Origin of the sequence: Bradyrhizobium sp. 2S1 (assembly GCF_011516625.5) — a bacterium.
GTDB lineage: Bacteria > Pseudomonadota > Alphaproteobacteria > Rhizobiales > Xanthobacteraceae > Bradyrhizobium > Bradyrhizobium septentrionale.
In genome coordinates this window covers 1,601,536-1,621,877 of sequence record NZ_CP147717.1, presented here as the reverse complement: position 1 = coordinate 1,621,877, position 20,342 = coordinate 1,601,536, and the positions used below count along the sequence as shown (strand labels likewise).

The following is a 20,342-nucleotide window of genomic DNA, read 5'->3' as shown; positions in this document are numbered from 1 at the left end:
GGTCAAATTTGCAGGCCGATTGACACTCGGCTTCCATGACTCGATGGAAGCCACTGTGGACCCTTATCCCGGGGGCCCGATTGGATGCCGATCACCCCGAAAACGGGGTCCTTATTCCATGCCGAAACACAACATGGCCTTTCGGCACGAAGTCCTGCACATTCGGCGGCAGAAGCAGCGTCTGATCGATGTTCCAAGGCCGAAAATACTTGCTCATCGCCCAATGTTGAATCAGACCCGACCAGATTTGAACAGCGACTATCCAGACAAGCTCCTAGCCCATCGGATGGAGTGTTCGACCTCGAGCAGTGCATGAATCCGCCGCGCGCGACCTCGACCGCGCCCCTGAGCCGGTCTCTGTCCGAGCCATATGTAAGAGCAGATCGTCATTATTCCGTTGGGCACGACCTAGCCAAGCGGTTCAACTACATCCTGAAGCGATGGGCGAGCTAGCCCGCCGCCTACCAGCCATTGGCTGGACAAGCCGGCTGCGCCGGAATTGGACGCCGGAATTAGCGATCTCTGCTCAAGCGGCGTGGCATCACATCACCTTACACAGGAGCAAAGGGACTTCGGCGAAGGCGGTGACCCCGCAGCCTCCGAACTGGACACTAATTTTAGTTGTAAATAGAGCTCATCAGTCAGCGGACATCGTATCCTTCGATTCAGGCGGATCGGTCGGATCGGGTCAAAAGAAGCGATTTCAGCGAACACCTCGCAAACAGCCCGACGGCCACCGCCCATAGACGAGTGAATCCTGCAAAATTCATGCGATAATTATGATGGGTGGATCGGCCACCATCGTAGCGTCGCGGACATAGCGTCTTCAATGGAGTTTTCTGAACTTCATATGGAATAGCTGTGTCTACTTCTCTTACATGATCGCAATCACGATCATCATCATCATCATCATCATCATCATCATCAGATCAATACATCTACTACACACACGCTGACTCAGGACAACAACAGCAGCAGCGTATCTGCTCTGAACGAGAGTTGTAAATGAACGCTGTCCACTCTCATCATGAGGTTCAGCGATGCAAAACGATAGCCTAGAACGTAGCCTGCTGCAGTCAGAGATCGAAGCTTTTCATAATTGGATAGTTCGTAAAGGCCGGTTTCACGAACGAAACTGGCATCTGAACTTCATGTTCAAGCAGCTCCCTTCGAAGGAAACCGCGATCAAGGCAATGATGCGGGATGAAGTCGAACGGGTCTATTCGATCCTGTTGCCCCGGGAGGTAAGAAGGCCGCATTCGTGTTTTGCCGAGCGCCAGATGCCAATCTTCGTCGGCTGCCCGGATTTACCCGTTCTCAAGCGCGATAAAGTTACCCGCAGACTCGTCATTGCCAATAGCGGATGGCACTTCAACGGAGTTTTGGTGCTATCTTCCTTCAGCCGTGGCAAGTTCGACCCGGAGACTGATTTCGAACGAGTGCGGCATCTCTTTTGCCCGGCCGAGAGACGTTTAGAGCGTATCGAGCCGACTCGCATCGCATATGGTTCGATGGCCGATTATTCGATGAAGGCTTTGAAGAACGGTCATGTGGACTGGGACGACATTTTAATCCTGCCCAAATCCCAATCTGAACTGGCGTGGGGGGATCCATGAGTTGCTCTTAAAGAGAACCGGCCTGAGCCGTATCGGAACGGCGTCAACCTGCAGTGCACGGGAAAGTCAGTCCCTGCAAACCATTCACTGATAGCCGGGTGGGGGCAGTGAGTTCTCTTTAAGAGAACTAGCCTAGCTCGGTCGTCGGCGCGATAACGCCATCACTTGAGGCGAACTGCCTGCGGTCACCAAATCGGAGGCCGCGGCCTTTGGGGGAAGCGTTCCTTATAGAGCCCGAATCTGTCAGTCCCGTTTGGTTCCAGCGTATCGTCGTCTTCCAGGTCTTCTCGCTGCCGCCTGTAACGGGGGAGACCTCGGTTGGCCAAACGGGCGCAGCCCGCAATCCCGCTATTTGCCTTTAGAAACCAGATGAGATGTTTTGGGCGCACTTCGGCATCAAGCGCCCATTCCAGCGCGCGAGCCCATCGACTGCGGGTGCGAAGATCAGAAGCGGTAGTCGCGGTGGCGTCGATGATCGTTCGTAGTGCGTGAGTGCCAGCTCGTTTCGGGATGTTGTATTCCTGGCGAACGACCCTGGCCAGAATTGGCAACAAGTTGTCGTCTCCCAAGGTGTGGAGGGTACGATACACGGCTCGAAGATACCGATAGTCGGCGAACCGGTTTTCGCTCCTCGCAGCCTTCTTGGCGACCTTTCGTACTCGGTCGAGCTGTGCTCGGATTTGATCGATTTCACTTTGTTTGATTTGCCGGATGAGCGAGTACTTTTTCTTCATTGGCGGCTCCAGAGTTCACGACTGCTGCAAAAATTAGCGTGCGCATCGGCCGGAATTCTTGGGCGGCAAAGCCGAGGGTGTGCCCCAGGCGAACGTCGAGGCGAAACTTGGAAAACGGTCGGGTGCTCGAAGGCGATGTTGAAGGCGAAATTAGTCGGCCTTTTTTGAGAGACACGTATCTTTCTAAGCGACAAAAAGTGGCGCAATTCTTGCGCGGTGACGACTGCGAGCATGAATCTAAGTCGACGTCCCGCACCATGCCGTAAGCGGGCCGCTCTCTTGGCGATGGAAATCTGTTCGTCAATAATCTGGCCCGGCGAAACGCCCCAAAACGCATCTTGTAAATGGTCGCTAGTCGGCAGGCGTTCTGTCCGATGGTTCATCGCAAGGAGCGAAGAATGAGGTTGCCCATTTTTACCGAGGAAGAGTTCGTCAGGTGGTTGGACACCGGAATCGCGCCTGAGCGATTCGAGGATATTGTGTATGAACCGCAGGACACTAGCTCGCATAGTGAGCAGATAGACCTGGATCATCTGTCTATCCAATATTTGATCAGAACGTTGTACTGTCTTTTCGGCGAAAAGCGCATCCCGAGAAAGAGACAGGCTGCTGTCACGTATTCAATATTGGAAGCTGCCGAGCTGCAGGGGTTGGTTATCGAGCAGAAGCCAATCGGGAAGATGAGATCCTTTGCCTGCACCGAGCGCATGACAAAGTATTGGTCGAGAATGTTCGTGGGCGATTCTGTGCCCGTGCCAGAAAAGAAAGACCTCTGCTAGCGAAGAGAGGGCAGACGCCGCAGCCCGCGCTGCGCCCGCGCCCTGGCGGTTGGTTCAGCGTAAGCGCGCATTTTACTGCACAGGCTGCGCGCGCGGCTGGCCGCGGCGTCGCGTGGCGCCGGGGCCCAGCGGGATCATCGGAACGGCTTGATTGATCCTGAGCGTTTGACGGTCAGCCGCTGTCGTTGTCAGCTGGCAGGTTTTTTTGAGCGGTGCAATTGAACGGCAACAGATCTTCGATATCGGCGTCTGGCGCGCGTTGGGGCAATTCGGTGAGCGCGTGACGTAGCCATGCATAGGGATCGACGCCGCATGCCCGGCATGTCAGCACCAAACTGTAGATCACGGCGCTTGCCTTGGCGCCGGCAACGGTGTCGCTGAACAGCCAACTTTTTCGTCCGGTGCAAAACGGCCTGATGTCGCGCTCCAGAACATTGTTATCGATCGGGGCGAGACCGTCACTGGTGTAACGGGTCAGATAATCCCATTGGTTGCGTGCATAGGCGATCGCCTTGCCGGTCAAGCTTTCGGGTAGCACCTTCGGCGCCTGGTCGTCGAGCCAGGCAGGCTATGCTGCTGGCGCAGCCGCAAGGTGTATGCGGCGCGCGTTTCGCCGTCGGGCGGCGTCTGGCGCGCCACCCTCTCGACCTCGTACAACGCCTCGAAGAACTTGAGCGCCTGCAATGGCGGACCGCCAGGCTTTGTCCTGGCCTTGAGCGCATCGGTAAATTTCCTGCGCGCATGCGCCATACAGCCGAGATGGGTCGCGCCTGTCAGCGTGCGCCAGGCGTCATAGCCGTCGCTCATCAACAAGCCGCGATAGCCGGCCAGGAAGGCCTGAGGATGTTGCTGGCCGCGACCGGGCTGGTAATCGAACAGCACGACCGGCTGCGCGCAGTCCTGGCCGCTGCGAATAGGCCCACATGAAGGATTTGGCCTGCGCATCACGGCCGTCCTCTTTAAGAACCTGGACCCAGGTTTCGTCGCCGTGGACCAGGGGCTGCGACATGAGCTTTTGCTGTAGCGCGTCATAGACCCGATGCAGATGCAACTCGCTCGCCCGGATCACCCAGTTGCCCAGCGTCCCGCGGCTGATGCTGACGTCGGCGCGCCCCAGCGCGTCCGCCACACGGTACAGCGGCGTGCCGTCGACGTATTTGTTGGCGAGCACCAGCGCCAGCGTCGATGGCGTGGCGACGCTACCCGGCAGCGGCTGCGCCGGCATCGGCGCGGTCACAATCGGGGTGTTCAGCGCGGTGCGCTCGCAGTGACGGCAGGCATATTTGAACCGCACATGTTGCAGCACCGACGCCTTGACCTCGACGTGCAACTGCTCGGTGACGGTCTCGCCCATCCGATGCATCCGATTATGGCAGCACGGACAGTCCTTTTGATCCTCACCCAGATCGTGTTCGACGCGTTGGCGCGGCAGATCGTCAGGCAGCGGCTTGCGGCCGCGTGCCTTCGGCGCCGGCTTTGGAGCCTCCGGCAATCCCGTGTCCGGCACGGCGACCGCCTCGACATCGTCGTCGTCCCGGCTTTCAGCGGCGGCCTGCTCGGCTTCGTTGAAGATGCGCTCCTTGAGCTTTTCGCTCTTCGGCGCATACCGGTGCAGGCGCTCCAGGCGCAACTGCTCCTCTAGATGCAGCACGCGTTGTGCGAGTTTCTCGTTTTCGGCCTTCAGCGCCGCGATCTCGGCCGCGTGCGCCGCGATCAAGGCTTCCAGTTCGTGCGTCGTGGGCTTGCGACTCATCGGAGTCTTGAATCGAAGTCATGCCGCCGCGTCAACCGGGCTCCCATGTCTTCGTCATGTCTTCGGCCGCGTCATCTGAGAACGGCCATGCCGAAGCCCGATGACGCCGCCCGCATCGAACACGCTCAGCCCACGCTCTGATATTGCCGCACCGGATGACGACGCACCGCCGCGATGTTGATGCCGTCAAGCAGCCAGTGCAGCTCCTCCGTCGTCAGCGTCAGCACCGCCTCCTGACTTCGGGGCCAGTGGAATCTGTCGGCCTCCAGCCGCTTCAGCAGCATCCAAAATCCTGACCGATCATAAATCAGCAGCTTGATCCGGTCGCGGCGACGATTGCAGAACGCGAACACCGCGCGCTGGAACGGATCCAGCCCCATCGACTGCTCGACCACGATCGCCAGGCTGTTGATGCCCGCCCGGAAGTCAATCGGTTCGCGGTGAAGGTAGACCCGAAGATCAGACGCCAGTCGGAACATCGCAACGCCCCAGCGCTTCAATCACCGCCGACAGCAACTGCGCGTCGCCGCCTTCCAGCGAAAGCGTCACGCCGTTGGGCATCGATGCCGTCAGCCGCCCTGCACAGGATCGCTCCGTCGCGCAAACCGCAATCGCGCCAGCAGATCGAGTTGGCGACGGCGACGGCGCGCGAACCGGAATAAAGGCTGGCGCAATCGGCGCCCGCGCCTCCGGCTGGCCATCCCCGTTCTGAAGTTGTCGCTTGGCCACCCACTTGCGCAGCAGGTTCGCGTTCACGCCGTGTTGCAGCGCAAGCCCCGCCAGCGACACGCCAGACTGCAGACAGGCCTCGACCAGCCGCTGTTTGCTGGCCGGATCATAGCGACGCCGGCCATTGCGCAACACGCCGACCGTCTCAAGTCTCAAAGGTTCTTCTGGAGTGATCATCGATCGTGTCCACCTCGCTCATGGTGGACACCTCATCCCATCCCCGCGCTCAACTGCATAGGTGCGTAGAAAGGAGCGCTTACGGTTCAGCGGCCGTGAGCGTCGAGGCTGGCCGATTGGTCGCGCGTCCTCCAACGCTCACTCGAGGGTCGCCGATCACGACTGATAAGGTAGGTCGTAAGCCCGGTCCCGGAACGTGAAAGCAAAGAAGTTTTCAGGCGAAATTCGGAAGCTGGTGCGGTGCGCACGGTCGAACTCTCAGGCGAAATTATTCTGGAGTTTGGCAGCATAGCCGAGCGTTTTTCGAGCGCGTTAACTTCGGCATTTCTTGATCGTGGGATCAAGAGCGACGGGGCTTGGCCTGTCCTTTTGTGAGTCCGACGTTCTTTGCACATGGTGCCAGCTTGATAAGGCATGGTGCCTCAGGGGTTCGCAATTGCGTGACACAACCCGCATTGATAGCCTAAGCCGCCACAATGAAGGTGTGGCAACCCAAGCCAATCGAGAACTCCGAGCGCGAACGAGCATGCTGATTGTCTTGTTGGCGCATGGAGTCCAGTCCATTCCCGAAAATCGATCTGTAAATGATGTCCGTGATCGCATCCGGCGACACGCAACATCAGCAATGGGAGCTACTCGTGTCGAGCATCAAGAACGTTGAATTGACAGCGGAGCAAAAAATACGAGCTAAGAAATATGGAAAGGCGAAGAGAGCGTTGCGGGAATCTGGATATGAAGCGGTGATCAAACACTTTAGTGACAGTCAAGACCTCAAGTATGTTTGGCACACGGTGTTCGCACTGCGTAACCTGGAAGACCAAATTGTCGAAGACTTGATCGGCATCGATGGCGAGGTGGCAGCCAACACCGTCAGAAGTTGTGTTCTGGAAAACCTAGTACGTTGGGACGAAAACATCCTCGGGGGTGTAGTAGGGAGACTGATGGAAGCGACCGAACCCGCCTGGAAGGAATTTGATAGACTCGATAGCTTCAACGAAGAGTTAGAATGAGCGGATCGACGCAAGATACTTAGCTCGCTGACGCAAGCCCCGCGTTCCGCGCCCGTTCTCTCTCATGACGTAAAGGCGCGAGCGGCGACCAATTGACCGACTGATAAGGAAAGTTGAGCAATCCGGAATATCTGCACAAAGCTCGGTCAGTTCTTAGGCGACCGTGAAGCGCAATTGCCGCCCGCCAGAACGGGCGGAGCGGTCGGCAGGAGGCCATTTCAAAACTTGTAAATGGACGATGCGGCAAGTGAACGCCGCGTTGTCAACAGAGTTGGAGAATGAAATGAAGCACACGGCCAAAGATAGACCCGATCCAATCGAACGCGCTGAGACAGATGACGAGGGAAAATCGATAGTCAAGGTAGATTACGAGGCGGGTACATCTCGGTTCTGGAACGGCGAGGACTTCCACGGCACCGGGGTGGTGTATGCCGTTAGAGACAAGGAGTGTCTTTCAATTCAATGCGACTACGAGCTCAACACTTTGTTCGAATCGAAGCCCCAGGACGTGCGCGCGTTTCGCCAGGATCTGCGGCGAAAGGGCATCGAACGGCGACATCTCAGAGACGATGAGCTTCACAGTGAGATGGTCGTCATCTTTGGCCCTGAGTTGAGCGCGAAGCAGGCCGTTGAGCAACTTGAATGTCTCGTCGCAAGAATTAAGAAGCACGGACTTCAAACGGGTAAGGATTCTTCAGAAGACTATGTCCTGGAGACTTTGGCTGGAAAACTGGTCAAATGACGGGGTTGCGAGCTCGTTGTAAGCGCCAAAGTCGCGACTGATAAGGAAAGTCGTCTTTCCTTATCAGTTGGGCGGTTCTCGCCGGTTTAAATGCAGTTGCCGCGACGTGACGAACCTGGCGGTCCTGGCTCTGTCGACAAATGGCATACCCATTAAGCAGATCGTTCGCCAGACTGGCCACAGCAGGAAGCTGGTACGGCAGGTGATCCGCGGCGAGCGCACTGATGTTTTCCGGACCCGGCAAAGTTCGTTCGATCTACATTTGCCATGGCTCGACGATCAGTGGGCGTCTGGCTGTCGCAACGGAGCTGAACTTTGGCGCCGTTTGAAGGCGCGTGGCTTCCGAGGCTCGCTCCGCGTCATCAGCGAGTGGGCGATCCGCAGACGCCGAGCGGAAAGGGCCGACACCCAAAACCTTCAGAGGATTCCGTCGGCCAGAACGATCGCGCGCCTCATGACGATCGGGCGGGACTTGCTCACGAAAGTGGAGACCGTCACGGTCGCGGCGATTGAAGCTGGCGGACCAACCCTGGTCGAGGCACGCGAGATCATCTCTGAATTCCACTTGATGATCCGCCGGAAGACCGAGGCGGGCCTCATGCCGTGGATCGAGCGCGCCCGCGACAGTCTCATCGCCTCGTTCGCCAGCGGCGTCGCCAGGGACGAAGCGGCGGTCCGAGCAGCAATCACCTTGCCCTGGTCTAACGGCCAGACCGAAGGTCAGATCACGCGCCTCAAGCTCGTCAGGCGTCAAATGTATGGCCGCGGGAAGATCGATCTGCTTCAAGCCCGTTTAATCGGCGCAGAATGAAAGGACTGCACCAGACCCTGAAAAACCGCATTCTGGTCGACAACTACTACCTGCCCGGCGACCTCGAACGCCAGATACGGGTCTTCGTCGAACACTACAATCCGTCCGCTATCATGAGAGCATCGGCAACCTCACTCCTGCCGATAAGCGGCTAAAATTCTACCCCCTGATGAGCCAGAGCCTCCCTTCTCAAAACGCCTGATCAGTCTCAAATCATCTGACGACGGACACTCGGCTACCTCAAGCAGCGTATCGTTTGCATCGTAGTCATAAAGGTCGAATGCGTCGCGACCGATCGCGCTTATCGTTCCCCCAGTCCCTATGACGGGCTCGCGGCTCGTTTTCATGCGCGCACTCCTGTCTGAACTGCGATGTCCGGCAGACCTATCTTACCGCCTGCGCGGATAGAGCTGACGTTCTGACTCGCCGCGCGACGATAGTCGCGAAGCGGTCGACATCCTCAAATGTATTGAACAGGCCGAACGATACGCGAATGCCGTCGCGCTCCGGCGAGATCCGCACCTGTTGGCTGGCGAAATAATCGAGCCACGTCTCGGCCGGCAAGTCCAAGACGTAGATGTGGGGAGCGCGGTCGGCGCGGGCGCGGGGGCCAACCAGGCGAATACGTTGCTCGTCGAGATGTTCGATCAACCGATCACCGAGGTCATACAAGTGAGCCTCGATAGCATCGACGCCGATACCTTCTATGAAATCAAGTGACGCGTCGAGAGCATGGATATCGGGGAGGTTGAGGTTACCGATCTCAAACCGGCCCGCGCCGTGTTTCAGATCCATATTATCCGCCCGCGCGATGTAGTCGCCCGGCGGGTTCGCGAGGCTCGACATGGCGAGATAGGCGGGCTGCAACTCGTCCAGACCTTCCTCGCAAAAAAGGATACCGAGACCCTGAGGGACGAGCAACCCCTTGTGGCAGCCCGATCCGACGATGCTCGCTTGGACTGCTTTAACGTCGAGCCGCAACACACCGGTCGATTGCATGGCGTCGACGACGAAGTACAAATGCCGCTGCGCACACAGCCTCCCGATCGACGCCAAATCGAAGCGGTGACCGGCGTGAAAGGTCACGTGCGAAAGCGAAATTGCCCTGGTGCGTTTGTCAACATAGCCCTCGAACATCTCGGCGCTGGCAGTCTCGCCTTTCAGCGGCACAAAACGGACTTCTAATCCTTTCCGCTGCAAGTTAAGGAAAGCATAGGCATTGTTCGGATGGTCCCCTTCCACGAGAAGCACATTATCCCCGCGCTCAAGCGGCAGCGCATTCGCCGCCACGTTCATGCTCTCGGATGTGTTCTTGGTGAAGGCAATCTCGGTGGGCTTGGCATTCAGGAACTTGGCCACGCGGCCCCGAATCTGCTCGACACGGCTCAGCCAGAGGGACTTGGGCCCGGCAAATTCGTTTCCTTCCGAATAGAAGCGCAGCAAGGCATCCCGCACGCTCGACGCAAGTGGCGTCTGGTGAGCCGAGTCGAGATAGAGCATGTGCTCGGTAACCGGGAACTGGCGACGAACCGCCGTGATATCGTAGTGTCGGGACATGGTGCCTCTCTGAATGAGCTATGGTGTGCCCGCGTCTACAGGCGTGGATCTCGAGCGAACGTGAGAAAGACGTTTCCGTATGAAGCGGCGTCGCTGATCCCAATCTGCGCGTCATCGGACTGGTGCGGCGCGCCTGCCGCGTCGACAAAGCGGCGGACGGGCTCCAACTCGGACACACTCACATGGATGGCGACACAGGCCGGACGTCGTTCCTTCGCCAGAGCCTCGGGCAAAGCAGCGTAACTCGCCTCAACCGCAACCTTCGACATGACGACGAAGTTGCCGTTGCCGGTGCGCGCGCCCAAACCGCTGGACTGCTCAAATATTGCTTTCTCACCATAGAGACCGGTCAGGCGTCTGCGAACGAGCGGCCAATCGCTTTCCTCCGCCATGATCGTCACCTGGTGGATGCCGACCGCTCCGTTCGGATGAATGCGCCATTCCGGACGGAAGGATCAGATCGGGCCGGTGCTGGTGTACGATGAAGTTAGACAACCGCGGAAGCAGAGGGTCCCGGAGGATCTTGAGTGTAGTCTTAGTGCGATCGATACCACCGTCCTCAAGCCGCACGTCACGGCTGAAGTCGATCGTGCCTGTGCAGCGAATGCCTCTCGCGATCACTTGGGCCGCGTCACTGTCGCTATCGCTGCTGTTCAGAGCGAGCAGCGAGAGTCCTTCCCGTTCGTGTAACTGATCACGGATGTAGCGGCCGAAGCTGAATCCATCGACCGCATGTTGATCGATCAAGGTCTCGTCATAGAGGCTCATAAGTTCGATAGAGCAACCATCGAACTGAACGAGCTGCATGCACGTCCCCCATGGATGCCTGCCGAGGGGGCGTGGTGCGAAGCCAAGCGCTGCATAACGGTCTGCCGTCGAAGCCAGATCACGGACGAGCAAAAGAGGATGGTCGATGCCAAGGAAGGCGGTCATGATAGCTCCGGATGGGGACCTGCTCAAAAGCCCGAGAACGACGTGGTGGAACGAGGTTTCTGGCGGGCAGGAACCCCAGCGACGGTCGTTCCAGGCGCAACGGGGGTCAGAACGATCGAACCGGCCGCGACGACGCTTCCCTCGCCGATATCGATTCCGCCCAGGATGATCGTGCCGGCGCCGATCGTGCATCCACGCCGCAAGCGGGGATGGCGGCGGTCGCTGCTATCCTTCAGGGTGCTGCCGAGCGTGACGCCATGCCAGATGCTGACATCGTCCTCAATCTCCGCAGTCTCCCCGACAACGAAACCCAGACCGTGATCCAGCCAGACTCCGCGGCCGAATACCGCTCCGGGATGAATGTCGGTCGCGAAGGCTTGACCGAAGATCGTCTTCGTTGCTAGTGCGAGCTCTTTTCTACCTCCACGCCAGAGCGCATGTGCCACCCTATGCGCGAGGACGGCGTGAATGCCTCTTGAGAACAACAGGGTCTCAATTTCTCCGCCCGGCTCGAAATTTCGCACCGTCGTGACCGCGACGTCGATCATCGACGCGCGCGGCACGTCGGGATCTCGTCGGAACACTTCCGTTGCAGTCGTCAGGACAGCCCGCCTCGCCTGAGGTTCCTGAACGGCGTTGGCAAGCACTGCTGCCATGAGGTCCCTAGCGGACGACATGGAGCCGAGGTCGAGCGACAGAACGTCGAACACCGACGCCTCCCGGCCCGCCAGGTCCCAGCCTTGGCTGAGAAGGCGGCTGCCCTCGGGATCAAAAGAGCCGGAGACGTCAGATTTGTCGGTTGCGGCGATACTCAGATCTATTGCTCCCGCGCCGGGATAGCGGTCAGCGCACTGTGTCAGTCGATGAAGGAAGGAACGGGGTGAGTGGCGGCGAGCTGCCGCAGCGTCTCGAGACGCGCCCGATCCAGCGGGGCGCCTGGTCCGGCGGCAAAGATCAATGCCAGCTCTTGGCCGATCTGCGAAAAATCATCCATGCCGAGGCCGCGAATCGTCAGGCCCACGGTTCCGAGACGGAAGGCCGTGCGTGGTTTTCCTGAGCGGTCAGGCGCCCGCATGGCATTTCCCAGGATGCCATACTCGCCGAGCTTCGCGACCAGTTCCGCTTGCGTCCAGAGCTCGCCGGTAAACGCCATGACCATGTGCGAGTCGGTGCCGCCGGTGTATAGGACCACCCCGCCCTCTTCGAGGCCCGCCGCCAGAGCCTTCGCATTCGCAAGGACGTTACGCATGAGTTCGGCGAAGGCCGGGCGGGTGATCATCTCCATCTGAACGGCCCTGGCGGCGATCAGATTCGCCGCTGCCGGCCCCTGCAGGCCAGGGAATATCGCGGCGTCGATTTCGGCGCCGAAGCGATTCTTGGCGAAGACGAATGCGCCATTCCGCGGTCCGCAGAGCGTCTTCTGCGTCGAGGTCGTCGAAACGTCCGAAAAAGGAACCGGATTAGCGTGCAGGCCGGCCGCAATCAGCCCCGCCACGTGCGCGATGTCAGTGAACAGGAGCGCGCCCACTTCATCGGCGATGGCGCGCAAGGCCGCAAAGTCGATTTCCCGAGGATAGGACGATGGACCGGCAATCAGGATATGCGGTCGCGTCTTGCGCGCCATGTCCCGAGCGTGATCGAGGTCCACCATGCCAGACGGCGTGACGCCGAAGGATGTGACCTCGCGATTAGAGCCGGTGATATGACGCATTGCCCCATGGCTAACGTGGCCGCCCGCAAGCTCGTCGAACATCAGCAGCCGCGCCCCGTCCTCTCGAACAACCGCGCGCAACACCGCTACGTTGGCAATGGTCGAAGAGAGCGCCTGTACATTCGCGTATTCGGCGGCGAACACGGCTTTGGCCCGCTCGGTCGCGAGAACCTCGATCGCGTCAAGATGTTCGCAATTCGCGACAATTCTTCGGCCGGGTAAGCCAATTGCAGCGCGATTGACGAGATGGGTCCCCTCAATCTGCCGAAGTCCCAGCGGGCAATAGGACACGGAGGCGATCAGGTTCAGCGACCGCACCTCGAGCGCGCGGTCATCTCCAATTAGCTCAACGACATCGGCGCCGAGTTGTGCCGCATCGGCAGAGAAGATGCCTTGCCAGCCGCTGTCGTTCGGTTGGGTCGACAATCTCTTGTTCATCGCTCTCGTCATTATGTCACCTTTTCGGTTTGGTCAGTTAGGCTCGACGGGCACCGCCGCGAACATTTTTCGCGCACTAGTGCCGCAAGACACGGGACAGGAAGGTACGGGTTCTCTCGTGTGACGGACGGTCGAAAATCGCGCTCGGCGTCCCGATCTCGAGAATCCGACCGTAATCGATGTAGACGACCCGATCTGCGACCTCGCGAGCAAAGCCCATCTCATGAGTCACAATCATCATCGTCATGCCTTCTCTTGCAAGTTCTCGCATGACGTCGAGGACTTCTCCGACCATCTCGGGGTCGAGGGCGGATGTCGGTTCGTCGAACAGCATGATGTGGGGTTCCATCGCCAGCGATCGCGCAATCGCGACGCGCTGCTGCTGGCCGCCCGACAGTTGCCCGGGAAACTTGTGGGCATGATCGCGCAAGCCCACCCGCTCTAACAGACGCAAGCCTGTTGCACGGGCTTCGGCAGGCGTTTTCTTACGGACGCGAACGGGGGCGATCGCAACGTTGTCGATCGCGCTCATATGCGGAAAAAGGTTGAACTGCTGGAACACCATGCCCACCCCTTTGCGGATATTGGCGAGCTCCTTCTCTCCACCGATCTCCCGGTCGGCTTCAGTCGGCATGTCGAAGCCGTCAACCCGCAATCGGCCGCTTTGGTACATCTCCAGACCGTTGACACACCGGATGAGCGTGGATTTGCCTGATCCGCTCGCACCGATGATGACGACGACCTCGCCTCGCGCCACCTCAAGATCGACGTCCTTGAGTACATGGAATAAGCCAAAGGATTTGTTCAAACGCGAAAGGGTGACGATGCTGTCTGTCGACCCAACCGAAGGCTGCTGTTGGTTAGCGCTCATCGCGCCCCCCTTGCGAGATAGGCTTCGAGCCGGCGCGAGGCGTAGGTGATCGTCGCACCGACGGTGAAATAAACCGCGAGCAGGAAGACGTAGATCTCGTAGATCCGTCCGCTGTTCTGCGGATCGGCAAGGATCATCTGACCGGCGCGTAGAAAATCTGTAAGGCCGATGATGAAGACCAGCGTGGCTCCGTTAAAAATGTCCAGAACCTGACCGACCAGCGCAGGAACAACCACGCGTAAGGCTTGTGGAAGGACAATGTCGACGTTGATGGTCCAGGTGCTCATCCCAAGCGAATTAGCCGCTTCGACCTGACCTTTGGGAAGTGCCTGCAGTCCACTGCGAACGTACTCCGCGACATAGGCGGCGTAGAACAGCGCAAAACCCGCCATGCCACGAAGAAGGCTTGGAACTGACGTGTTCGGCGCGAGAAGTGGAACCACGATCCAGATCCAGTAGACTACGAGGATCAGGGGGACGGACCGCATGATCTCGATATAGGCCGTGCAGATCACGCGCAGGCTCGCGATACGGCTCTGACGGCCGAATGCGAGGAGGATGCCAAAAGGTAGCGTCAGAACCGAAGTTGTGAGCGTCAGGATGACGCTCAGCAGCAACCCGCCCCACGTCTCCAGCCCCGGAGGCGAAAAGACGAAGAAGATCGCCGCTAAACCGAGCAACATTGCCGGCGCAGCCAGTCGCCGCGCTCGAACGGACAGGGAGACCGCTTGCCACACGCCGACGCCGATCCAGGCACTGGCCGTGATGAGCGCCCCATGCGCGGCTCCCACGCTGAAGGAAGCAATAATTCCGGCGGCGGCGCCTAGAATGGCGAGAACCGCCAGAAGACGTCGCGGCGGCTGCATGGAGAGACCGAGACCAGCGCCGAGCATCGCGGAAAGCACGGTCACGGAGAACCATGCGCGCCATAGTTGGTCAACAGGATAGATGCCGACCATCAGCACCCGCATGCTGCCGGTCAGCACATGCCAGCGGGCATCGACGAGCACCCATTTTGCGAAAGCGTAGATGACCCATGCCGAGATCGGGATAACGAAGACAGATAGCACCGCGTCGAACGGTTTGGCGAAGAGGTTGCGGTGAACCCACCGCAGCGCGACGACGTTCATCACGAGCCTCCTCGCGCGTTCGCTCGCGCATTGATCAAGTTCATGCAGGCACTGATGATCCAGCTCAAGACGAGATAGGTCAGCATCACGATGATGACGCCTTCCAGATTGCGCCCGGTCTGGTTTGAGACCGTGCCGGAGACGTTGAAGAGGTCCGGATACCCGATCGCGATGCCAAGAGAGGTATCCTTGGTCAGGCTGATGTAGCGATTGGCGAACGAGGGCAGGACAACCCGGAAGACCTGTGGAAGGATGATGTCGCGCAGCGTGTGCGACCTGGACAGGCCGAGCGCCGCGGAGGCTTCCCATTGCCCCTTCGGCAGCGCATCAATCGCGCCACGAACGATTTCCGCGACATAGGCCGAGCTATTCACCACGATGGCGAGAAGGATCGCGGTCATTTCCGGCGTCAGCACCGTTCCGCCGTTCGCTCCGAAACGCGTCGCGACCGGCAGGTCGAGGGCAAGTGGAAAGCCAACGATGATGGATCCGGTCACAGCTGCGGCCGAAGCGGCACACAGCGCGGCCTTCGTGGCTCTATGACCTACGAACAGCGCTGCGAACGCGGCCCCAAAGCCGCAAACAAGTAGGCTCCACGAAACGGGAGAGGCAACGTCCGAAACGGCGATTCCCGGCAGGAAAACTCCAGAGCGGCTCGCGATCAGGCCGCCAAACCAGCTGGAAGCGGCGTCGGCTGGTGGAAAGCGGAGGACCACCGCGAAATACCAAAACACGATCTGAATGAGCAGCGGCGTGTTGCGTACGCACTCCACCAGCCCGAAAGAGAGATTTCGGACGAGCCAGTTCGTCGACAGGCGGCCGATCCCGACGATGGTCCCGAATGCGGTGCTGAGAAGAATGGCGGAGAGTGTCACCTTGAGCGTGTTGCCCAAGCCAGCGAGAAGAGCCTGCGCATTGGTGTCCGTGGAGGAAAACGGCCTGAGGATGGGGCGCAGGCCTTCGAAGGCTATCACGACGCCCTCACTGAGACTGATCCCCGCCGAATTCCAGAGATAGCCGAAGGAAAACTGGATGCCCTTCTGCGCAAGCGCGTGACGGACGGAACACCCGAACCAGACAACCAGAGCGACCGCGACGCCGACGATTGCGGCCTGCTGCAGATAGCGCCTGGTCAGCAGCAGAAGCCGATGACGAGGTGGACCGGAGAAGGGTATGTCCGTCGTTTGGATCGACATGGGGTTGGCATCCCTTGGACAGGCGCAAGCCCGAAGGCTTGCGCCTGAGGCCTGACTCAATTCCAGGGGGGCGAGTATTCGGCTCCGCCCTTCGTCCAGGACGCGTTGGGGGTGCCGGCGCGGTCGATGAAATAGGGCGTCGTTGGTCCGAGATTTCGGTCGTAGATTTCGCCGTAGTTGCCGACCGCCTTCACCATCGTCGCGATGAAATCGTCGGCCACTCCGAAGTCCTTTCCGAAGCCGCCCTTCACACCGAGGAACTTCTGGATGAAGGGATTCTCGTCCTTCAGTTTATCGGCGATATTCACCGACGTAATGTCCCACTCTTCTGCCTGGAAAAGGGCGTACGTCACCCAGCGCAGCAGGTTGCGCCACCTGGAATTGTTGGCGGCCACGAAGCCGGCAAACGGCGACTTATCGAGGGTCTCCGGCAGAATCACGTAGTCGGCCGGCTTGGCCGAATTTCCTCGCCATGCAGCGAGCGCGGACTTGTCTGTTGACATCGCATTACAACGCCCACCTTCGAGCGCGCCAAACAGCTTCTCTAGGTTCTCAAAAGTGAGGACCTTCGTGTTTTTGAAGCCACGTTGTCTGATGGTTCCGGCGAGCGTGCTTTCGGTACCGGAGCCCTGGGTCGTGCAGATCGTCGCGCCGTCTAGCTCCGCTACCGACTTCACGCCGGAGGCAACCTTCACCATGACGCCGGTGCCGTCGTAGAAACTGATCGGCAGGAAATCGATACCGATGGCTGACTCGCGCACCGGCTTGACCGTGGTGTGTGCGAAGACGACGTCGACCTGGCCGGTCTGTAGAGCGTTGAACCGACTCTTGTCGGTCACGACTACGAAGTTGACCTTCGCGGCGTCGCCGAGCACAGCGGCCGCCATCGCCCGACAAAAATCCACGTCGAGGCCTTCCATCTTGCCAGTCTTCGTATTGAGGTAGCCGAAGCCCGGCGCGGTGTTGTCCGTACCGCAGTTCAGGATGCCGCGTTGCTTGACTGTGTCCAGCACGGCGGCCGAAGCAGCGCTCACCCAAAGGCTTGCAGCCGCGGTTAGCCCAGCGGCAAGAAGTTTCCCGTATTTCATGACGCAATTCCCCTGCTATTCGTTAGGTCATCGATCGAACCCGGCAACGAAATCGCGCCCCTATCTCCTGCCGGATGGGTTTGTTCCCGCATGGAACCATGCGAAAATTTTCTTCCACAAGTTGCGAATTCGAGATCGCCGTGGTTCCTCGAGCTCGGTCCGCTACCGTCGCCTCACGGAAGCTTCAGCCTGATAGCCAAATTCCGTCGTGATCAAGGGGAAAGGGGCGCCCCTCTCACAATGAGCAGGCTAGGCGCAACTATGAATACAGGTCTACTTAATTAACATTGACATATACGTTAGGGAAATTGCATGATTAAGGACTGAGCAAAACCCGAGTTCACCGCATGGACTTTGCCCGCCTGCGCACACTTCGCGAGCTGTCACTGCGAAAAACAATGGCATCGGTGGCCGACGCCTTGTTTATCTCGCCCTCCGCTGTCTCTCAGCAGATTGCTTTGCTCGAGGACGAAGTTGGGATTGAGCTTGTCGAGCGCCGCGGGCGAGGCGTCCGCCTGACTCCCGCAGGCGAGCGCCTCACCGAACATGCAGGAAGGGTGATCGGCATCCTGGAGGAAGCCAAGACCGACCTGGCGGAACTCAAGCGCACCGTTGCGGGAGAGCTGCGCGTTTCGGCTTTTCCATCGGTGGCAGCGTCATTGATTCCTCGGACGATGCGGGCCATGGCCAATCGCTTTCCAGACCTTGCGACGACCTTCGACGAACTTGAGCCAATGGACGGCCTAGCCGCTCTCCGCGCCTGGCAGACGGACGTCGCCATCGTGGATGATTTGACGACCGCGCCAGGAATTCCCGAGGCGACGGTTGAAATGCTTCATCTGCTCGATGACAGCCTCCACGTCCTACTTCCCGAAGGCCACCCGCTCGCGGATCGCCCGTATGCCACCTTGCGTGAACTGAGCGAAGAGAAATGGGCGCTCGACACGGCCTCGATCACCTATTCCAATGTCATTGTCAAAGCCTGTAGGGACACTGGCTTCGATCCCGTCATTAATGGGCACTGTCACGGCTTCGAAGTGGTGCGCGCCTTGATCGAGGCCGGATGCTCGATTTCGATCATTCCAGGCCTTCGGGGCCGCGACTACGTTGGAAAGCTCTGTCTGAAGGAGATCAGGCCGACCATCGCGCGAAAAATTTTCGTGGCGTACCGGCGTGGCGAGAAGCGCAACCCCGCAATAGCCGCCTGCATTTCAGAGCTTCAGACGGTTGTCGGCTCGCTTCCGTCAGCGAGTTGGCTCGTTTCCAAAGATCGCGTCGCTCAGACACTCGCGGATTAGGCAGGCTGCGTAAATTGTCGGTCAGGCGATCTCGCGTCGCTATAGATCGGCTGTTAGCGCCTTTAAGAAAACTCGGAGAACCGCAGACATCGATAATCCTTTCGCAATGATGCCGCCGTTCGAGCACCGAGGATCAGCTGTCGTTTAGGGACTATAGTCCCTATAGACTATAGCCGTATGGTGCTCGATCCCGCAATGCAGGATTGGCGGGCGGTGGTAGGGAGGAACGTTCGGAAAATCCGCCAGCAGCGACGGATGTCCGATACGCCGAAGATGTGACGCATTGGTCCCACCACGGCTTCCTGCGCAGCCAGATTGTGGTCGGCCGCGGTCGCGAGCTGATCGTCCAGCCACCCGAAGAGGTCGGATCCAGCTACATCTCTAACGAATAGAAAAAAGCTGAATGCGGTTTGGTTGAGGCGGCCATTTCTCAAGGGATGGGATGGGACGGGACAGCGCCGAAAATGGCGACGATGACTGCACGTTCTCCGGGTCTTGTCGTATCGGCAGCTCTCGTAAGTCCAATAGCTGGGCAAGAGAGGGCAGAGAGCGTGACCAATCTCGGCCTTGATCTGTTGCCACGTCACGCCGCCGTGGGCCTCTAGCTAATCCGCGACATAGGGAATCGCGGATCGACGGATTGCCAGTCGCATGCTTTGGGAAGCCAGTAACGCTTCAACGGCGATGACCTGCTGTTGTCCGAGTGCAGGACCTACGATTATCTCTTCGACGCCAAAGTTATTGGGATGAGGAAGTGCACTTTTCGTTGTTGCCAAGTCAAACTGAAACGCTTGGTATGGAATAAGTCCAGTCGATGAAATTCGCGTTTTCAGGCGCACCGGCCAACTGTGACCAGCCCAGACAAGGCGGAATTCTTTCTCTTCCGAAAAGTGACGATCCTTCAAGCGGAGAGCGGTCTTCACTGCCTGTACCTGCCATGTGTTGATTCTTTCAAGAACAGTTGTTGGTTCAGCCTCACTATCGGCCAACTGCTGGATGAGGAGGTCTACCGTTGTGTCAGCGGCCGCTCGCTGCTCGTCAGCGTCGTAGAGTACACGACTTATGTCGAATTTTTGTACAACGGCGTTTTGTTCGAGCCAGTCCTCGTTAAAGCCAATCGCAAAGCCTTGTCCGCGATTGTAGCCGCGCCATTGCGAAAGAAGATCCCCCTGCGACGTCAGTGAACCGACAAACGCGTACGCCTTGTCGCGATTTCGCATAAAAAGCTCATACGTCTGCCAGGCGAATGATGAGCGGTCCTTGATTTCCGCTTCGCGACGGTCGAACGCATCCACCACGATTTTCCAACCGTACCGGAACTCCGAAGTGTCATTCAGAAACTGGTAGTTGGAGGTCCAAAGCGATTTGCTCGCTATTATGCCCTGCAGGCCAGCGGCGGTGGTGTAATGGTACAAGGTCATTGGGGGCTCTCTGGACGATACCTTAGGCGAAAATTGGCGCCGACGTTCACAAATATGCTCCGTGTCCTATCTATCCCTCCAGACACCCATAAGTTCGACTGAAAAATGAGATTTGCACAATTCTGTTCAATGTGGCCGCTGGTGGCCCTGAGCCGACATGATCAGGCGCGTCTCTATTGTCAGCTTACGACGGCAGTGCAGCCGTTATTCGCGGGCGATTAGCCGTATCTGTCATCAAACGAACTGACGTTGCCACGCTGTGCAAAGTTCAGCGAATTCGGCCGGATGTGCTTCTCGGACCTTTGCGCAGAAGTAAGCATCCTCGCCGTGGGCTTCATGCTCTCTGCC

The 20,342-nt window shown here is 58.7% G+C and carries 19 protein-coding genes and 3 pseudogenes; 6 read left to right on the top strand and 16 right to left on the bottom strand.

The features are described from left to right. Positions 1-91: 91 nt before the first annotated feature. On the bottom strand, positions 92-217 hold the full coding sequence (locus tag HAP54_RS07835; RefSeq protein WP_283843074.1) for a hypothetical protein: 126 nt from the start codon (positions 215-217) through the stop codon (positions 92-94). An 823-nt stretch (positions 218-1,040) separates the two neighbouring features. Between HAP54_RS07835 and HAP54_RS07830 the strand changes: the two genes are divergently transcribed. After that, positions 1,041-1,616, top strand: coding sequence for a hypothetical protein (locus tag HAP54_RS07830; protein ID WP_166299310.1), 576 nt, complete (start codon positions 1,041-1,043; stop codon positions 1,614-1,616). A 185-nt stretch (positions 1,617-1,801) separates the two neighbouring features. Here HAP54_RS07830 and HAP54_RS07825 read toward each other — a convergent pair whose 3' ends face one another. From HAP54_RS07825 to tnpA, 5 genes and pseudogenes are all read right to left on the bottom strand, one after another. Continuing rightward, positions 1,802-2,350 carry a hypothetical protein gene (locus HAP54_RS07825; protein WP_166299309.1) on the bottom strand — a complete coding sequence of 183 codons (549 nt, stop codon included), beginning with the start codon at positions 2,348-2,350 and terminating at the stop codon, positions 1,802-1,804. Then, on the bottom strand, positions 2,347-2,883 hold the full coding sequence (locus HAP54_RS07820) for a hypothetical protein (RefSeq protein ID WP_166299308.1): 537 nt from the start codon (positions 2,881-2,883) through the stop codon (positions 2,347-2,349). The genes HAP54_RS07825 and HAP54_RS07820 overlap by 4 nt, the downstream gene beginning before the upstream one ends. A 418-nt stretch (positions 2,884-3,301) precedes the next feature. After that, positions 3,302-4,882: pseudogene (tnpC, locus tag HAP54_RS07815) on the bottom strand (IS66 family transposase). A 125-nt stretch (positions 4,883-5,007) separates the two neighbouring features. Further along, positions 5,008-5,361, bottom strand: coding sequence for an IS66 family insertion sequence element accessory protein TnpB (gene tnpB / locus HAP54_RS07810; RefSeq protein WP_166205730.1), 354 nt, complete (start codon positions 5,359-5,361; stop codon positions 5,008-5,010). Further along, on the bottom strand, positions 5,342-5,788 hold the full coding sequence (gene tnpA, locus HAP54_RS07805; RefSeq protein ID WP_166205731.1) for an IS66-like element accessory protein TnpA: 447 nt from the start codon (positions 5,786-5,788) through the stop codon (positions 5,342-5,344). The genes tnpB and tnpA overlap by 20 nt, the downstream gene beginning before the upstream one ends. Before the next feature lie 584 nt (positions 5,789-6,372). On the opposite strand from tnpA, the gene HAP54_RS07800 reads away from it, so the two are divergent. The 4 genes and pseudogenes from HAP54_RS07800 to HAP54_RS07785 form a co-directional block, all read left to right on the top strand. Beyond that, complete coding sequence (locus HAP54_RS07800) at positions 6,373-6,798, top strand: hypothetical protein (RefSeq protein ID WP_166299307.1); 426 nt, start codon at positions 6,373-6,375, stop codon at positions 6,796-6,798. A gap of 283 nt (positions 6,799-7,081) precedes the next feature. Beyond that, the gene (locus tag HAP54_RS07795; RefSeq protein ID WP_166299306.1) at positions 7,082-7,540 is read left to right on the top strand and encodes a hypothetical protein; all 459 of its coding nucleotides are present in this window, start codon (positions 7,082-7,084) and stop codon (positions 7,538-7,540) included. A gap of 100 nt (positions 7,541-7,640) precedes the next feature. Next, a pseudogene (locus HAP54_RS07790) lies at positions 7,641-8,351 on the top strand (transposase); the annotation flags it as partial. Between the two features lie 5 nt (positions 8,352-8,356). Further along, positions 8,357-8,496: pseudogene (locus tag HAP54_RS07785) on the top strand (integrase core domain-containing protein); the annotation flags it as partial. Between the two features lie 239 nt (positions 8,497-8,735). On the opposite strand, the gene HAP54_RS07780 reads toward HAP54_RS07785, so the two are convergent. The 9 genes from HAP54_RS07780 to HAP54_RS07740 form a co-directional block, all read right to left on the bottom strand. Continuing rightward, complete coding sequence (locus HAP54_RS07780) at positions 8,736-9,908, bottom strand: aminotransferase class V-fold PLP-dependent enzyme (RefSeq protein ID WP_166299303.1); 1,173 nt, start codon at positions 9,906-9,908, stop codon at positions 8,736-8,738. Between the two features lie 35 nt (positions 9,909-9,943). Further along, positions 9,944-10,300 carry a hypothetical protein gene (locus HAP54_RS07775; protein ID WP_166299302.1) on the bottom strand — a complete coding sequence of 119 codons (357 nt, stop codon included), beginning with the start codon at positions 10,298-10,300 and terminating at the stop codon, positions 9,944-9,946. Next, positions 10,242-10,841: a VOC family protein gene (locus HAP54_RS07770; RefSeq protein WP_166299301.1), complete on the bottom strand. Its 600-nt coding sequence runs from the start codon at positions 10,839-10,841 to the stop codon at positions 10,242-10,244. The genes HAP54_RS07775 and HAP54_RS07770 overlap by 59 nt, the downstream gene beginning before the upstream one ends. Before the next feature lie 23 nt (positions 10,842-10,864). Beyond that, entirely contained in the window at positions 10,865-11,551 is a 687-nt protein-coding gene (locus HAP54_RS07765; protein ID WP_210297549.1) for a serine O-acetyltransferase, read from the bottom strand. 146 nt (positions 11,552-11,697) lie between these two features. Then, positions 11,698-12,990, bottom strand: a complete 1,293-nt coding sequence (gene glyA / locus HAP54_RS07760; RefSeq protein WP_051346799.1) for a serine hydroxymethyltransferase — start codon at positions 12,988-12,990, stop codon at positions 11,698-11,700. A gap of 76 nt (positions 12,991-13,066) precedes the next feature. Then, on the bottom strand, positions 13,067-13,861 hold the full coding sequence (locus tag HAP54_RS07755; protein ID WP_051346800.1) for an amino acid ABC transporter ATP-binding protein: 795 nt from the start codon (positions 13,859-13,861) through the stop codon (positions 13,067-13,069). Continuing rightward, a complete protein-coding gene (locus HAP54_RS07750; RefSeq protein WP_029084901.1) occupies positions 13,858-14,991 on the bottom strand; it encodes an amino acid ABC transporter permease in 1,134 nt (377 codons plus the stop codon). Before HAP54_RS07750 ends, HAP54_RS07755 begins: the two co-directional genes overlap by 4 nt. Beyond that, entirely contained in the window at positions 14,991-16,187 is a 1,197-nt protein-coding gene (locus tag HAP54_RS07745; RefSeq protein WP_165125865.1) for an ABC transporter permease subunit, read from the bottom strand. The genes HAP54_RS07750 and HAP54_RS07745 overlap by 1 nt, the downstream gene beginning before the upstream one ends. Positions 16,188-16,243: 56 nt before the next feature. Then, a complete protein-coding gene (locus tag HAP54_RS07740; RefSeq protein WP_029084903.1) occupies positions 16,244-17,275 on the bottom strand; it encodes a transporter substrate-binding domain-containing protein in 1,032 nt (343 codons plus the stop codon). A 347-nt stretch (positions 17,276-17,622) separates the two neighbouring features. Between HAP54_RS07740 and HAP54_RS07735 the strand changes: the two genes are divergently transcribed. Further along, complete coding sequence (locus HAP54_RS07735; protein ID WP_166299300.1) at positions 17,623-18,573, top strand: LysR family transcriptional regulator; 951 nt, start codon at positions 17,623-17,625, stop codon at positions 18,571-18,573. 605 nt (positions 18,574-19,178) lie between these two features. On the opposite strand, the gene HAP54_RS07730 is transcribed toward HAP54_RS07735, so the two are convergent. Further along, the gene (locus tag HAP54_RS07730; protein WP_166299299.1) at positions 19,179-19,994 is read right to left on the bottom strand and encodes a DUF2971 domain-containing protein; all 816 of its coding nucleotides are present in this window, start codon (positions 19,992-19,994) and stop codon (positions 19,179-19,181) included. Positions 19,995-20,342 lie beyond the last annotated feature (348 nt).

What these genes read in the sequence shown, in the direction of transcription:
- HAP54_RS07770 (WP_166299301.1), bottom strand. Translation starts at nt 10,841, where the DNA reads ATGACCGCCTTCCTTGGCATCGACCATCCTCTTTTGCTCGTCCGTGAT.
- HAP54_RS07755 (WP_051346800.1), bottom strand. Translation starts at nt 13,861, where the DNA reads ATGAGCGCTAACCAACAGCAGCCTTCGGTTGGGTCGACAGACAGCATC.
- HAP54_RS07730 (WP_166299299.1), bottom strand. Translation starts at nt 19,994, where the DNA reads ATGACCTTGTACCATTACACCACCGCCGCTGGCCTGCAGGGCATAATA.
- glyA (WP_051346799.1), bottom strand. Translation starts at nt 12,990, where the DNA reads ATGAACAAGAGATTGTCGACCCAACCGAACGACAGCGGCTGGCAAGGC.
- HAP54_RS07820 (WP_166299308.1), bottom strand. Translation starts at nt 2,883, where the DNA reads ATGATCCAGGTCTATCTGCTCACTATGCGAGCTAGTGTCCTGCGGTTC.
- tnpA (WP_166205731.1), bottom strand. Translation starts at nt 5,788, where the DNA reads ATGATCACTCCAGAAGAACCTTTGAGACTTGAGACGGTCGGCGTGTTG.
- tnpB (WP_166205730.1), bottom strand. Translation starts at nt 5,361, where the DNA reads ATGTTCCGACTGGCGTCTGATCTTCGGGTCTACCTTCACCGCGAACCG.
- HAP54_RS07800 (WP_166299307.1), top strand. Translation starts at nt 6,373, where the DNA reads ATGATGTCCGTGATCGCATCCGGCGACACGCAACATCAGCAATGGGAG.
- HAP54_RS07835 (WP_283843074.1), bottom strand. Translation starts at nt 217, where the DNA reads ATGAGCAAGTATTTTCGGCCTTGGAACATCGATCAGACGCTGCTTCTG.
- HAP54_RS07745 (WP_165125865.1), bottom strand. Translation starts at nt 16,187, where the DNA reads ATGTCGATCCAAACGACGGACATACCCTTCTCCGGTCCACCTCGTCAT.
- HAP54_RS07825 (WP_166299309.1), bottom strand. Translation starts at nt 2,350, where the DNA reads ATGAAGAAAAAGTACTCGCTCATCCGGCAAATCAAACAAAGTGAAATC.
- HAP54_RS07750 (WP_029084901.1), bottom strand. Translation starts at nt 14,991, where the DNA reads ATGAACGTCGTCGCGCTGCGGTGGGTTCACCGCAACCTCTTCGCCAAA.
- HAP54_RS07740 (WP_029084903.1), bottom strand. Translation starts at nt 17,275, where the DNA reads ATGAAATACGGGAAACTTCTTGCCGCTGGGCTAACCGCGGCTGCAAGC.
- HAP54_RS07830 (WP_166299310.1), top strand. Translation starts at nt 1,041, where the DNA reads ATGCAAAACGATAGCCTAGAACGTAGCCTGCTGCAGTCAGAGATCGAA.
- HAP54_RS07775 (WP_166299302.1), bottom strand. Translation starts at nt 10,300, where the DNA reads ATGGCGGAGGAAAGCGATTGGCCGCTCGTTCGCAGACGCCTGACCGGT.
- HAP54_RS07735 (WP_166299300.1), top strand. Translation starts at nt 17,623, where the DNA reads ATGGACTTTGCCCGCCTGCGCACACTTCGCGAGCTGTCACTGCGAAAA.
- HAP54_RS07780 (WP_166299303.1), bottom strand. Translation starts at nt 9,908, where the DNA reads ATGTCCCGACACTACGATATCACGGCGGTTCGTCGCCAGTTCCCGGTT.
- HAP54_RS07795 (WP_166299306.1), top strand. Translation starts at nt 7,082, where the DNA reads ATGAAGCACACGGCCAAAGATAGACCCGATCCAATCGAACGCGCTGAG.